15 protein-coding genes are annotated in these 14,176 nt (G+C 62.3%); 11 read left to right on the top strand and 4 right to left on the bottom strand.

Features of this window, described 5'->3' with window-relative positions; genetic code table 11:
- Positions 1-96 precede the first annotated feature (96 nt).
- The gene (locus tag M0D65_RS12955) at positions 97-1,290 is read left to right on the top strand and encodes an acyl-CoA dehydrogenase family protein (protein ID WP_266253003.1); all 1,194 of its coding nucleotides are present in this window, start codon (positions 97-99) and stop codon (positions 1,288-1,290) included.
- A gap of 60 nt (positions 1,291-1,350) precedes the next feature.
- Entirely contained in the window at positions 1,351-2,679 is a 1,329-nt protein-coding gene (locus tag M0D65_RS12950; RefSeq protein WP_091007551.1) for an Nramp family divalent metal transporter, read from the top strand.
- Between the two features lie 124 nt (positions 2,680-2,803).
- Here M0D65_RS12950 and flhC read toward each other — a convergent pair whose 3' ends face one another.
- The 4 genes from flhC to M0D65_RS12930 all read right to left on the bottom strand — a co-directional run bounded on the left by flhC (position 2,804) and on the right by M0D65_RS12930 (position 5,743).
- Positions 2,804-3,367 (bottom strand): flagellar transcriptional regulator FlhC, encoded by a 564-nt coding sequence (flhC, locus tag M0D65_RS12945; protein ID WP_091008862.1) that lies wholly within the window; start codon positions 3,365-3,367, stop codon positions 2,804-2,806.
- Positions 3,368-3,391: 24 nt separating this feature from the next.
- Positions 3,392-3,712, bottom strand: a complete 321-nt coding sequence (gene flhD / locus M0D65_RS12940; RefSeq protein WP_091007547.1) for a flagellar transcriptional regulator FlhD — start codon at positions 3,710-3,712, stop codon at positions 3,392-3,394.
- A gap of 555 nt (positions 3,713-4,267) precedes the next feature.
- The gene (locus tag M0D65_RS12935; protein WP_266253002.1) at positions 4,268-5,110 is read right to left on the bottom strand and encodes a 2OG-Fe(II) oxygenase; all 843 of its coding nucleotides are present in this window, start codon (positions 5,108-5,110) and stop codon (positions 4,268-4,270) included.
- Between the two features lie 84 nt (positions 5,111-5,194).
- Positions 5,195-5,743, bottom strand: coding sequence for a GNAT family N-acetyltransferase (locus M0D65_RS12930; RefSeq protein WP_266253001.1), 549 nt, complete (start codon positions 5,741-5,743; stop codon positions 5,195-5,197).
- Positions 5,744-5,897: 154 nt separating this feature from the next.
- On the opposite strand from M0D65_RS12930, the gene M0D65_RS12925 reads away from it, so the two are divergent.
- The 9 genes from M0D65_RS12925 (at position 5,898) to M0D65_RS12885 (ending at position 14,112) form a co-directional block, all read left to right on the top strand.
- Positions 5,898-6,176 (top strand): type II toxin-antitoxin system RelE/ParE family toxin, encoded by a 279-nt coding sequence (locus tag M0D65_RS12925; protein WP_091007541.1) that lies wholly within the window; start codon positions 5,898-5,900, stop codon positions 6,174-6,176.
- 13 nt (positions 6,177-6,189) lie between these two features.
- The gene (locus tag M0D65_RS12920; RefSeq protein ID WP_091007538.1) at positions 6,190-6,492 is read left to right on the top strand and encodes a HigA family addiction module antitoxin; all 303 of its coding nucleotides are present in this window, start codon (positions 6,190-6,192) and stop codon (positions 6,490-6,492) included.
- A gap of 195 nt (positions 6,493-6,687) precedes the next feature.
- The gene (deoC, locus tag M0D65_RS12915; protein ID WP_266253000.1) at positions 6,688-7,707 is read left to right on the top strand and encodes a deoxyribose-phosphate aldolase; all 1,020 of its coding nucleotides are present in this window, start codon (positions 6,688-6,690) and stop codon (positions 7,705-7,707) included.
- Between the two features lie 13 nt (positions 7,708-7,720).
- Positions 7,721-10,123: an aldehyde dehydrogenase family protein gene (locus M0D65_RS12910; RefSeq protein ID WP_266252999.1), complete on the top strand. Its 2,403-nt coding sequence runs from the start codon at positions 7,721-7,723 to the stop codon at positions 10,121-10,123.
- 72 nt (positions 10,124-10,195) lie between these two features.
- Positions 10,196-10,678, top strand: coding sequence for an RbsD/FucU family protein (locus M0D65_RS12905; RefSeq protein WP_096724792.1), 483 nt, complete (start codon positions 10,196-10,198; stop codon positions 10,676-10,678).
- Entirely contained in the window at positions 10,675-11,634 is a 960-nt protein-coding gene (gene rbsK / locus M0D65_RS12900) for a ribokinase (RefSeq protein ID WP_266252998.1), read from the top strand. The genes M0D65_RS12905 and rbsK overlap by 4 nt, the downstream gene beginning before the upstream one ends.
- A 78-nt stretch (positions 11,635-11,712) precedes the next feature.
- Positions 11,713-12,744 (top strand): ABC transporter permease, encoded by a 1,032-nt coding sequence (locus tag M0D65_RS12895; protein WP_266252997.1) that lies wholly within the window; start codon positions 11,713-11,715, stop codon positions 12,742-12,744.
- Positions 12,745-12,801: 57 nt separating this feature from the next.
- Positions 12,802-13,083 carry a hypothetical protein gene (locus tag M0D65_RS12890; protein ID WP_266252996.1) on the top strand — a complete coding sequence of 94 codons (282 nt, stop codon included), beginning with the start codon at positions 12,802-12,804 and terminating at the stop codon, positions 13,081-13,083.
- Between the two features lie 24 nt (positions 13,084-13,107).
- Complete coding sequence (locus tag M0D65_RS12885) at positions 13,108-14,112, top strand: autoinducer 2 ABC transporter substrate-binding protein (protein WP_266252995.1); 1,005 nt, start codon at positions 13,108-13,110, stop codon at positions 14,110-14,112.
- Positions 14,113-14,176 lie beyond the last annotated feature (64 nt).

Here is a 14,176-nt window from a genome sequence, read left to right as displayed (position 1 = left end):
GACGCAGAAGACATTCATTCTGTTGCGATTTCACGTGGCGGGATTTTTGAATCGACGTGCGTCGGTTGCCGGCGGTTCTTGCACGGAGAAGGTCGCATGAACGATCCACGCGAACCGGTCCCGGTCACAACAAAAGGCACACGCGATCTCGACGGTCTGCTCGACGCGTTGCGCGCGACGGCCGCACAGCGCGACCGCGACGGCGGGCATGCCGCCGAAGAAAAACAATGGATTGCCGATGCCGGGCTGCTGACGCTCGCTGTGCCGCGCGAATTCGGCGGTGCGGGCGCGCGCTGGACCGACATCTACCGGACAATCCGCGCGATCGCGACAGTCGACAGTGCGCTCGCGCATCTGCTCGGGTTCCAGTGTCTGCAGGTGGTCAGTGTCGATGTATGGGGTAACGACGCGCAGCGCGCGCGCTATCTGCGCGGCACCGTCGACGCACGGTGGTGGTGGGGCAACGCCGTCAATCCGCTCGACACGCGGCTCGTTGCGACCGCAACGGCAGATGGTGGATATCGCATTGACGGTGCGAAGGGTTTCTGCTCGGGCACGCGCGGCTCGCAGATGATGACCGTGTCCGCACACGATCCCGCGACCGGCAAACCGGTGTTTGGTGTCGTGCCGACTACACGTGCAGGCATCACGGTGCACGACGACTGGAATCCGATCGGTCAGCGCCAGACCGATAGCGGCAGCGTGTCGTTCGAGCACGTAACGCTTGCGGCCGACGAGGTGTTGCACCGCTCCGAAGTCCCGCCGACACCGCGTGCAACACTGCGCACGTTGGTCTCGCAACTGGTGCTGACCAACCTGTTCGTCGGTATTGCGCAAGGCGCGCTCGAAGAAGCGCGCCGTTATGTCACGCAGCACGGCCGCCCGTGGATCACGTCAGGCGTAGCGACTGCCACCGACGACCCTTACGTCATCCAGCGCTTCGGCGAAATGCGTCTGCAGGCGGTGAGTGCGGAAGCGCTTGCCACGCGCGCCGCCGAGGCACTCGACGACGCATGGCAAAAGGGCACTGCTCTAACCGCCGAGGAACGCGCACACGTCGCACTAGCCACATCGGAAGCAAAGATCGTCGCGCATCGCGCCGCGCTCGACGTCAGCGAAAACCTCTTCGACGCATGCGGCGCCCGCGCGACCGGCGCACCGCTCGCGCTCGACCGCTTCTGGCGCAACGCACGCGTGCACACGCTACACGACCCGCTCGACTACCGCGTGCGCGACGTCGGCCGCTACGCGCTGAGCGGGACATTGCCGGAAGTTTCTCTGTACACTTGAGGCCGTTCGCCGCCCCCGCCGACGAGGCCTCGCGGTGCTTCCCACCGCGAGGAAACCGGCTTGCAGTTCAAACTCCCGACCACCGCCACCGCGCCGTTCTGTCCATCTGAAGTACAGGGCACCGTCGCGGTTTCGCCGTCCGCGCCGTTCTGGAAGAAACTCCTGCAGTTCGCCGGCCCCGGCCTGCTGATATCGATCGGCTATATGGACCCGGGCAACTGGGCCACCGATATCGAAGCCGGTTCGCGCTACGGCTATAGCCTGCTGTTCGTCGTCGTGCTGTCGAGTCTCGCGGCGATGGTGCTGCAATGTCTGAGCATGCGGCTTGGTATCGTCACCGGCCAGGATCTCGCGCAACTATCGAGCAGCCGCTATTCGCCGATGGTCGCGCGCGGACAATGGCTGCTTGCCGAACTGTCGATCGTCGCCTGCGACCTGGCCGAAGTGCTGGGCGGTGCGCTTGCGTTTCATCTGCTGTTCAAGTGTTCGCTGACGGTTGGCGTGTTGCTCACCGCGTTCGATACGCTGATCGTGCTCGGCCTGAAGGGCAAGAACTTCCGCGATCTCGAAGCGATCATGCTGGGCCTCGTCGCGACGATCGGCCTCGGCTACGTAATCGAACTCGCGCTCGTGCAGCCGCACTGGCCGTCGGTGATGCAGGGGCTCGTGCCGTCGTGGTCGGCTGTCAGCGAGCGCGAGCCGCTGTATCTTGCGATCGGCATCCTCGGTGCGACCGTCATGCCGCACAACCTCTATCTACACTCGTCGATCGTGCAAACGCGCGCCGTGAAGCGCGACGCGCGCAGCATCGCGTCGGCAATTGGCCTGTCGCGCATCGACACGCTCGTATCGCTGACGCTCGCGCTGCTCATCAACGCAGCGATCCTGATTCTCGCGGCCGCCGCTTTCAACGCGACGGGCCACAACCAGGTGACCGAAATCGAGGATGCCTACAAGCTGCTCGCGCCGATCGTCGGAACGGGTTTTGCCGCCGTGCTGTTCGCGATCACGCTGCTTGCATCGGGGCAAAGCTCGACCTTCACCGGGACGATCGCCGGCCAGGTGATCATGGAAGGCTTCCTCAAGATGAAGATTCCGTGCTGGCAGCGCCGCTTTATCACGCGCGCGCTGGCGTTGATTCCGGCTTTGATCGGCGTATCGATGCTCGGTAACGATGCGGTCGGCAAACTGCTGGTCGCAAGCCAGGTGGTGTTGAGCCTGCAATTACCTTTCGCGCTCTATCCGCTGATCCGCATGACCGACGACCGCACGTTGATGGGCGCCTTCGCAAACCGGCTACCTACCCGCGTGCTGGCGTGGTTCCTGTTCGTGGCGATCAGCGTGGCGAACCTGTGGCTCGCGGTGCAGACGTTCGGCTGGATCGGATGAAGGTTTTTGCTGTGCTCTAAAAAAACGAGCCGTGTCACGTGGCCACGTGACACGGCTTCATGAGGCTTTTTACCCGCCGCACTCCGAAAACGGCTTCTTGCGAGCCGCTTTATTTCACCCCCTATCAGGCCGCTTCTGCAATCGTCGGCACTTCCTGTTTCGCGGCGGCGGCCGCCTTTTTTGTTTTACCGGCGCGTGACGGTGGCTGACAAGCCCCGCACACGACGTTTTGCTGCAAATCATGCTTGTGCGCAACGAACTTGCCGCCGCAACGGCAGCACGGTGTCAGTTGCAGGATGTTCGCGTCGAAGAAACGCACGAGCGTCCAGGCACGGGTCAAATCCAGCACCGGCTCGGTTTCGCTATGCCGGCAGTGTTCGAGGTACAGCCTGTAGCCCTTGGTCAGCGCGTCGAGATGCGAGCAACGCGCCTCGTTCTTCAGGAACAGATACGTATTATAGAAAAGCGACGCGTGAATGTTAGCCAGCCACGTCATGTACCAGTCGGCGGAGAACGGCAGCATGCCCTTCGGCGGCGACACGCCTTTGACCTCGCGATACAGGCGGATCATCCGGTCGCGCGACAGCGTGAGCTCGCTTTCCAGCACCTGCATGCGCGCGCCGAGTTCGATCAGCGCGATGGCGCGGAAGACGTCTTGTGCGTCTTCGGTCAGGCTTCGCTTGAGCATCGCAGTCATGGTTGCGGTTCCTCGTCAGGCAAACTGCTCGGCCGGCTGGCCTGCTAGCAGGATAGCCGCGTGAGTCGGCGCTACTTCTGCATGTTTCGTGGTCTGCGTCAACGCCGACAACATGGCATGGTCGTTGAAGCGGAAAAAACATAAAAGCTGATCGGAGGCGGCCAGCTTGACGATCTGTGCGAGCGACAGTCCGGCAAGCAGATCGGCCAGCTCCGATGACAGTCCCAGCCGGAACATCCCGACAGGCTTGTCCTCGCGCAACATGCGCTGCGCGAGCATGATGTACGACAAATTGATTTCGCGGATTGACTCCAGCGTCTCGCTGCTACGGTCCATTTAGTTATGTTTCCGAAGCCCCGTATTACCCGTCGGCATTTCCTGCCGTTTATGCTCTTGTAACCCCCCGCCGACGACCTTGCCGCCTGGCGATCAGTCCTCCTCTTTGATACAAGGAGTGACTAGTTGATACAAGGTGTTACAACTCGTAACACCTTGGAGCGAATTGTATGAAGGGGAATTCAGGAAATCAATACCTTTTCAAAAAAATACCTGAAAAAGTGATGTTGAATTTCGGTAAGTTTTTCATCTGCGTGTAATGCAATTTTGGAAAGGGTCTTTTGGGCCTGTCGTGGTCGAGGTCGATCGATGGAGAGCGTTGATACAAAAGCGTTTAACGGAATGGATTCTTGGCTTGGGGGAGTTCTACTAAATTAGCTGAAATGTCAAATCCGTTGGGTAATTGAAAAGAATGAATTCAAACAAAACGGTAAAAGATGCGAATTCGGCGGGGTGGGTTGCGGGCAAATAGGGACAAGTACGGATGCCGCAAGATGGTGCAGGCGCTGTTACAAATACAGGAAAATTGTTCGTGCCCGGCTAGCGGGCCGAATCTCACAACGCGTCGTGAAAGATCACGCCCAGCGTATGCCGCCGCCCCGAACGCAAACGGCTCACGCCGTGCCGCAGATTGACGCGATACGGCGCGCGCGTGCTCCGCACCGGCCGGTGATGCACGGCGAAGATCGCCGCATCGCCCTGGCGCAAGGGGACGACCTCCACACGCGACTGCATCCGCGGGCGCTGTTCGGTCATCACGAATTCGCCGCCGCTGAAGTCAACGTCCGGTTCGGATAGCAGGATCGCCGCCTGTAATGGAAACACGTGCTCGCCGTACAGGTCTTGATGCAGGCAGTTGTAGTCGTCCTTGCCGTATTGCAGGATCAACGGAGTCGGGCGCAGCTGCCCTGCGTCGTGACAGCGGCGCAGAAACGCCGCATGCGTGGTCGGGTAGCGGACCTCGATGCCCATCGTCTCGTTCCAGCGGTTTGCCACCGGTACGAGATGCGGATACAGCGCCGTGCGCAAACCGCCGACGACATCCGGCAACGGATAGTCGAAGTAGCGATACTCGCCGCGTCCGAAACCGTGGCGCGCCATGACGACGCGGCTGCGATAGAGATCGTCGCGCGGGTACAGCGCGGCCAGTGCATTGCATTCGCGTGCGTCCAGCAGGCCGGGCAGCATCGCGCAGCCGTACTGGTCGAGTTCGCGGGCGATGCGTGGCCAGTCGGCGGTGTCGACGCGATGCGAGATCGATGCGGTGGAAGCAATCGATGGTCGGTCGAGTGTGGCGTCGTCGCTGTGCGCGGTACTTACCTCGCTCGATTTCGATTCAATCAAGTCCCGAGGCTCGACGCCGGGCAACGTGTCCTGCAGCATGAAATGACTGGGCATGGCCTGTTCCTCTGAACATTCGCAATGAAGTCAGTGTACGGAGACAGGCGTTACGTGGCGCGCCGAGTCTTGCTCTCTAATTCTCTAACTGGAAGGCACGCGCGGTGTGATGAAACACACCATCAGATCGGCGTCGTGATACTCGTTGCCCACGCGCAATGCGTCGATCTCACGGCCGTACGCGACAAAGCCAAACGATTCGTACAGCCTGCGCGCGGCAACATTCGTGCTCGTCACACCCAGCTCCAGCTGACGCACGCCGTCGATCCGTGCGGCACGCGCGAGCAGCGCTTCGAGCAAAGCTCGGCCTACGCCCTGCCGGCCCGCCTCCGGCACGACATACATACCGACCACCGATGCCCTGTGCCGTTTGCGCTCCCCTGGCGAGCGCACCATGGCGATCGTGCCGACTAGCGGACCGTCTGCCGACAGCGACGCGCCGAGGATGAAATTACCCTCGGCAGCGGATCTGCCGTCGAGCATCGCTTCATGCTGCGCCGCGCCCTTCGCGAGTGCTTCGGCGTGACTTTGGCCGAATGCTTCCGGATGCTCGGCCAGGCCGCGCAGCCGTAACTGGAAATAGGCGTCGAGATCGGCGGGGCCGAGTTGTCCGATCGGGATATTGCGGGTCACGGCGGATGTCCTTATGGTCTGCGTGCTGAAGGTAGTCGGTGAGCTGCGCCGCCGGTGAGGGTAACGCAACGCTTCGTGTCGTTGTCCACGTTGGATGTTGCTGCGGGTCGTTACTATCGTTTGACAATACTATCGCACATCAATACTATTCAACATGATCTCGAACTTCAAATGTCCCGATACCGAAACCATGTTTTCAGGCACGCGCGTGGCGCGATTCGTGAACATCGAGACTGTCGCGATGCGCAAGCTCGCCATGCTTCACCGCGCGGCGAATCTCAACGACCTGCGCATCCCGCCGAACAACCGGTTCGAAGCGCTCAAGGGCGACCGGAAGGGGCAGTACAGCATTCGCATCAACGACCAGTGGCGCGTGTGTTTTTTCTTCGAGAATGGCAACGCGCTTGACGTCGAGATCGTCGACTACCACTAACTGGAGAATCATCATGACACGCGCAGTCGTGTACCCGACCCCGGGCGAAATCCTGCAAGAAGAGTTTCTTCGCCCGATGGGCATCACCGCCTATCGTCTGTCAAAAGACATTGGTGTTCAGCAGCGCCGCATCGGCGAAATCATCGCCGGTAACCGGGCGATTACCGTCGATACGGGGCTGCGTCTGTCCCGTTACTTCGGCACAAGCGACGAATTCTGGACTGGCCTGCAGCTTGACCACGATACGGCGATGGCCAAAGAGGAACTCGCCGACGAACTCGAGAAGATTCAAAGGGCGGTGCCTCTCGCCGCCTAGCCGGCTGGCCCGAATCGCTGGACGGGAGGTTCGGGTTTTTTGAGGGGGCAGGAAAGGGATATCCGGGAAAACACAGATGGAAATGATCGTAACGAAGCTTGTTATGATCCTCTCAATCGATGTAGCATATGTGGGAACAACCCACCATCAACCATCAGCGGTTGATGCGCGCTGCACGAAACACACGGATGTCTCATGTTTGAAGCTCCCACGCTGTCTACGCTATCCCAGCCGGTCGTCGCATTGCACCGCGCCGCCGCCGTTCAGCCGCTGCGCAATCCCGGCATGCCGTTCGACGCCGGCTGGCTCGATGGCTTGCGCGTCAATCAGTCGGCGGTCGAGCGGCGCACTGCCACGCTCGCCACGCGGCGCACGGTCAAGAAAGACGCCCAGGCGGCATGGCTGCTGAAGGCAATCACCTGCATCGATCTCACTACGCTGAGCGGCGACGACACCGAAGGCCGCGTCCGGCGCCTGTGCGCCAAGGCGCGCCAACCGGTGCGGGCAGACCTGCTCGACGCACTCGGCATCGCGCCGCACGCCATCTCGACGGGGGCGGTGTGCGTCTACCATCGCTTCGTCGCCGCGGCAGTCGATGCGCTGCAAGGTAGCGGCATCCCCGTTGCCGCGGTGTCGACAGGTTTTCCGGCCGGGCTCATTCCCCATCCGCTGAAGCTGAAGGAAATCGAGGCGTCGGTGGCGGACGGCGCGGCCGAAATCGACATCGTCATCACGCGCGAACACGTGCTCACCGGCAACTGGCAGGCGCTCTACGACGAAGTGCGCGAATTCCGCGCCGCGTGCGGTCCCGCGCATCTGAAGGCGATTCTCGCTACCGGCGACATCCGCACGCTGTCGAACGTTGCACGCGCATCGATGGTGTGCATGATGGCTGGCGCCGATTTCATCAAGACGTCGACCGGCAAGGAAGGCGTCAACGCGACGCTCGACGTTGCGCTCGTGATGGTGCGGATGATCCGCGAATATCACGCGCGTACCGGCGTGCTGATCGGTTTCAAGCCGGCGGGCGGTGTCTCCAGCGCGAAGTCCGTGCTTTCGTACCAGATCCTGATGAAGGAAGAACTCGGCCGTGCGTGGCTCGAGCCGGAACTGTTCCGGATCGGCGCATCGAGCCTGCTTGCCGACATCGAACGTCAGCTCGAGCACTACGCGAGCGGCCGTTATTCCGCCTTCAATCGTCACCCCGTTGCCTGAACAGACCGATCTCATGAGCGTAGCCGAGTATTTTTCTTCGATGGAGTACGGTCCCGCCCCCGAGGACGATCAACCCGTGCGCGCGTGGCTCGCGCAGCACGAGTCGACCTTCGGGCATTTCATCGATGGTGTGTGGCGTGCGCCGGCTGCCGGCCAGCGTTTCGAAACGCATGCGCCTGCGAGCGGTGAACTGCTTGCACACGTTGCGCAAGGCGATGCCGCCGATGTGAATGCGGCGGTGCTCGCCGCGCGTAAAGCGCAGCCGGCATGGCGCGCGCTCGGTGGTGCAGGGCGTGCCCGGCATCTGTATGCGCTTGCGCGCATGGTGCAGCGGCACAGCCGGCTCTTCGCCGTGCTCGAAGCACTCGACAACGGCAAGCCGATCCGCGAAACGCGTGACATCGATGTGCCGCTCGTCGCGCGGCACTTCCTGTATCACGCGGGCTGGGCGCAGTTGCAGGACAGCGAATTCGCAGGCTGGGCACCGCTCGGCGTGATCGGTCAGATCGTGCCGTGGAATTTCCCGCTGCTCATGCTCGCGTGGAAGATTGCACCGGCGCTCGCCACCGGCAACTGCGTCGTACTGAAGCCCGCTGAATACACGCCGCTCACTGCGTTGTTGTTCGCTGAACTTGCGCAACGCGCGGGGTTGCCTGCCGGCGTGCTGAATGTCGTGACCGGTGATGGCAGCACAGGCGCCGCGCTCGTCGAGCATCCGCAGGTCGACAAGATTGCGTTTACCGGGTCGACGGAAGTCGGGCGGTTAATCCGTTCGCGCACCGCGGGCTCGGGCAAGTCGCTTACGCTCGAACTGGGCGGCAAGTCGCCGTTTATCGTGTTCGACGATGCGGATCTTGACGGTGCCGTCGAGGGCGTGGTCGACGCGATCTGGTTCAACCAGGGGCAGGTGTGCTGCGCGGGCTCGCGGCTGCTCGTGCAGGAAGGCGTCGAGGCACGTTTCATCGACAAGCTCAAGCGCCGCATGCAGACTTTGCGCGTCGGCCCGTCGCTCGACAAGAGCATCGATATCGGCGCGATCGTCGATCCGGTGCAACTCGAACGCATTCGCGGTCTCGTCGAAACCGGTCGTCGCGAAGGTTGTGCGGTGTGGCAGGCGTCGGAAACTGGTCTGCCGTCGGGAGGCTGCTTTTATCCGCCGACGCTTGTCACCGGTGTCGCACCTGCATCGACGCTGGCTCAGGAAGAAATCTTCGGCCCAGTGCTCGTGGCGATGAGCTTTCGCACACCCGACGAAGCCGTCGCGCTCGCGAACAACACGCGCTATGGCCTTGCAGCGAGCGTGTGGAGCGAAACTATCGGCCGCGCGCTGGACATCGCGCCGCAACTAGCTGCCGGTGTCGTGTGGGTCAACGCAACCAATCTGTTCGATGCAGCGGTGGGATTCGGCGGTTATCGCGAGTCGGGCTATGGACGCGAAGGGGGCCGCGAAGGCCTCTACGAATATCTGCAGCCGCTCGCATGGCTCGATCTTGCGATGCGTCGTCCGGCGCCGCAAGCGGCCGCGCACGAGGAAACCGAATCTGACTTCGCCGCTAGTACAGCGCTCCTTCAGACCGTCGACCGCACCGCGAAGCTGTTTATCGGCGGCAAGCAGGTACGGCCCGACAGCGGCTACGTGCTGCCGGTGTATGCGCACGACGGCACACTGGCCGGCGAAGTCGGTAGCGGCAACCGCAAGGACATCCGCAACGCCGTGGCCGCCGCGCGCAGCGCGCAGAAGTGGTCGCAGACCACCGCACATAACCGCGCGCAGGTGCTGTACTTCCTCGCCGAAAACCTCGCGGTACGCGCGGCGGAATTCGCGCGGCAGTTGATGGTGCGTACCGGCACCGGCGAAGCGGTTGCGCGGGCGGAAGTCGATGCCTCGGTGGCGCGCCTCTTCACCTACGCGGCGTGGGCCGACAAGTTCGATGGCGCGGTGCATACGCCGCCGCTACGCGGCGTCGCGCTGGCGATGCACGAACCGCTCGGCGTGATCGGCATCGCGTGTCCCGATGAAGCGCCGCTGCTGTCGTTTGTCTCGCTGGTGGCGCCGGCGCTTGCGCTCGGCAACCGCGTGGTCGTGCTGCCAAGTACGACATGTCCGCTCACAGCAACCGACTTTTACCAGGTCGTCGAAACCTCGGACGTGCCCGACGGCGCACTGAACATCGTGACCGGCGAACGCGACGCATTGCTCGGCGCGCTTGCGAAGCACGACGATGTCGACGCGCTGTGGTGCTTCGGCAGTGAAGCGCACTCGGTGTTAGTCGAACGCGAGTCGATCGGCAACCTGAAGCGTACCTTCGTCGATTACGGCCGCCAGTTCGACTGGTTCGACCGGTCGAGCGAAGGGCCCATGTGGCTGCGTGAAGCTATACAAGTGAAAAATATCTGGATACCGTACGGCGACTGAGCGTCCGGCGATATCCGCAGGCGCGCAGGCACTCAACGTGCGAACCCGCGCAACCGACACGAAGGAGACGATGTGCTGAAGAATCTGGACCCGCTGTTGAACGCCGACATCCTGCATGCGCTGCGTGCAATGGGACACGGCGACGAACTGGTGATCTGCGACGCGAATTTTCCCGGTGACTCCGTCGCCCGCGCAACGGTACTTGGCAAGGTGCTGCGCCTCGACGGCGTCGATTCGGCGCGCGCGATTCGCGCCGTGCTGTCGGTGATGCCGCTCGATACGTTCGTCGAGCATCCGGCGCTGCGCATGGAAGTGGTCGGCGAGCCGAACACGATTCCGGCCGTGCAGCGCGAAGTGCAGGCCGAAATCGATGCAGCCGAGGGCCGCAGCGTGCCGCTCGCCTCGATCGAACGGTTTGCGTTTTACGAGCGCGCCCGCAAAGCCTACTGCGTGATCGCGACCGGCGAACAGCGCGGCTACGGCTGCTTCGTTTTCAGCAAGGGCGTATTGCTCGCACCGGACGCACCGCGCGACCCCGCAAGGAACGACGCATGAGCACGCAGCCCGAACGCGGCGGCCGGGTTGTCATCCTTGGCATCTACGTAACCGATCTGACGTTTCGCGCCGCCCGCATGCCGCTGATCGGCGAAACGATTGCCGGTACCGCGTTCGCGATGGGGCCAGGCGGTAAGGGCTCGAATCAGGCCGTTGCGGCCGCGCGAGCAGGCGCCGATGTGGTGTTCTGCACGCGCATCGGCAACGATGCGTTTGGCGAGATTGCACGCGCGACATGGGCGACCGAAGGCATCACCGCGCGCGCCACGACAGTAGACAATCTATCGACTGGTGCCGCACACATCTTCGTCGACGAGACGACCGGCATGAACGCGATCATCGTCGCGGCCGGTGCGGCCGGCACGATGAGTGCTGCCGACGTCGATGCAATCGAAACCGATATCGCCGCCGCGCGCGTGTTCGTCACGCAGCTCGAGCAGCCGCTGCCGGCTGCCCGGCGCGGTCTCGAAGTCGCGCGACGGCATGGTGTGATCACCGTATTCAATCCGGCGCCGGCTATGCCGCTGCCCGACGATCTCTATCCGCTGTGCGACTACATCACGCCAAACGAAACGGAAGCCGAAGCACTGACCGGCGTGCCGATCGAATCGATCGACGACGCGCGCCGTGCCGCTGAGCTGCTGCTCGAGAAGGGCGTCGGCACAGCCATCATTACGCTCGGCGAAGCAGGCGCGTTGCTGCATTCGGCGCAGCAGTCGGTGCTGGTACCGGCTTTTCGCTGCGGCAAGGTGGTCGAAACCGCGGGCGCGGGCGATGGTTTCACTGGCGGGTTCGCAGCGGCGCTTGCGCGCGGCGCCGACCCGGTCGAAGCGATGCGCTTCGGCTGTGCGCTGGCGGGCATCTCCGTTACGCGGCCGGGCACTGCTCCATCGATGCCGACGTTGAACGAAGTGAATCAGGTGTTGAGCGACGCAGCGCGCGCCGGGAGTCGATAGGACTTTCGTGCAGGCCGTTGTCGATGTCGCGATACAGGTTACAGGCAGTCCCGCAGTCAGAAGGAGCTGGTCGTCATCATGAAGTCCTTGCCTGCCGCCGGAAAGCTGTTCGCCGACCGGCAACTGAATTTTCTGCTCATCGTCAACGTACTGGTCGTGGTGGTTGCGACGGTGCTGTCGCATGGCTTGTTCGTCGGAATCGACAACCTGCAGTCGATGGGTAGTCAGCTACCCGAACTCGGCCTGCTCGCGCTCGGCATCATGCTATCGATGATTTCCGGCAACGGCGGCATCGATCTGTCGGGCGTCGGACTTGCGAACCTGTCGGGGATGGTCGCCGCGCTGATCGTGCCGCACTTCGTAAGCGGCGACGATTCGCCGGTGCTCTATACATCGCTGTTTTGCGTGATCGTGGTTGCGATGGGGCTGCTCGGTGGGCTGCTGAACGGCGTCGTGATCGCTCGGTTGCAACTCACACCGATTCTCTGCACGCTCGGCACGCAGTTGCTGTTCACCGGCTTTGCCGTGGTGCTCAGCAATGGTGCTTCGGTGCACGTCGACTACGTCGATCCGCTGTCGGACATCGGCAACGGCACCGTGTTTCAGGTACCGATTTCGTTCGTCATCTTCATCGCGGCGATCGTCGTGCTGGGCTGGCTGCTCAGTCGCAGTCCGTTCGGCCTGCGCCTGTATCTGATGGGCACCAACCCGAAGGCCGCGTTTTACGCGGGAATTCCGCGTACGCGCATGCTGGTGCTTACCTATGCGATGTGCGGCGTACTCGCATCGCTGGCGGGTTTGATCAGCACGTCGCATACGTCGAGCGCGAAGTGGGACTACGGTAATTCGTATCTGCTGATCGCGATCCTGATCGCCGTAATGGGCGGCGTGAATCCCGCCGGCGGCTACGGACGCATTATCTGTGTGTTCTTTGCAGCAACCGTGCTGCAATTTCTATCGAGCCTGTTCAATCTACTCGGCGTGTCGCAGTTCTTCGGCGACTGCACATGGGGTTTCCTGTTGCTGCTGTCGCTTGCGTTTGCGGGTGGCGAACGGGTGCGTGCGATCTTCGGCTTCGTGCGCGCCGACCGCGCGCAGACGAAGCCTTAGACGAGCGCAATCGAACGCAATCGAACGCAACTGAGCAGGCGCGATGATGGAGTAAAGATGAGTAGCGATCGTGTGACGAAGCTCATTTTGAGGGTTCTCGGCGAGGTGGAGGCATTGTTGCCCGACCAGCTTTCGAGTGCGCATCAGCATGGGGCGTCGGCTTCTCTTGGCTTGATCGATGGTGGAAAAATCATCCGGGGTTATCTGGACCACCGGGAAATGGGACTGGCGCTCGAGCATCTGACCTACATGGTCCTCGAGGTGCCACTTCCCCTGTCACCCCGATGCCATAGCGATATCAACGAGGCTGCCTCAAGGTTGAGGCTGCCGGGGCTTTAAGGACCACAAAAAAGGAGACATGGCATGAAACTGACTCGACTGGCTGCCGCCGTGGCAGCGGGGACTCTCGCAGCAGGCGTGATCGTCGCGGCGCAGGCGGCAACCAACGAGACGATCGTCACGGTCGTCAAGGTGACGGGCATCAGCTGGTTCAACCGGATGGATGACGGCGTGAAGGAATTCGCGAAGGACACGCCGGGCGTGACCGCTTATCAGACCGGGCCGGGTCGCGCCGATGCAGCGCAGCAACTGAAGATCATCGAAGATCTGATCGCGAAGAAAGTCAACGCGATCGCAGTGGTGCCATACGATCCGCCCACACTTGAACCTGCGCTGAAGAAAGCGATGGATCGCGGCATCAAGGTCGTCACGCACGAGGCCGACAACGAGAGGAACACGATGGTCGACATCGAGGCGTTCGACAACACGGCGTACGGCGCCGGTCTCAATGAACGGCTCGCATCGTGCATGCACGACGAAGGCAAGTGGGCGGTGCTGGTCGGCTCGCTGGGCAGCCGCTCGCAGGTGCAGTGGGCCGACGGAGGGATCGGCAATGCGAAGGCGAAGTATCCGAAGATGGATCTCGTCGAGCCGAAACTCGAAACCAATAACGATGGCGAGCGCGCCTACGAAGTCGCGAAAGAAGTGCTGCGCAAGCATCCGGACCTGAAGGGCTTCCAGGGGTCGTCGTCGCTCGACATCATCGGTATCGGCCGCGCGGTCGAAGAAGCGGGCCTGCAGGGCAAGATCTGCGTGTACGGCACGGGCCTGCCGACCGAAGCGGGCAAGTTCCTCGAAAGCGGCGCGGTGAACGGCATCGCGTTCTGGGATCCGAAGCTTGCCGGCCTCGCGATGAACAAGATCGCGAAGCTGTTGCTCGACGGCAAGACCGTCGAGAACGGCGCCGACCTCGGCATTCCGGGCTACAACAAGGTGACTGTGGCGAAGGGACCGGGCAAGGGCATCATCGTGCGCGGTCAGGGCTGGGTGAACGTCGACAAGTCGAACTACAAGCAGTATCCGTTCTGATCGCACGCTTCGATCAGACTAACGGCGCGCCGGTAGCCATACCGGTGCGTTATCTTCGCGGTGC

It is taken from the genome of Paraburkholderia sp. CHISQ3 (assembly GCF_030464945.1).
Classification (GTDB): Bacteria; Pseudomonadota; Gammaproteobacteria; order Burkholderiales; family Burkholderiaceae; genus Paraburkholderia; species Paraburkholderia megapolitana.
The sequence above is the reverse complement of the archived record's forward strand: the minus strand, read 5'-3'. Positions and strand labels throughout refer to the sequence as shown.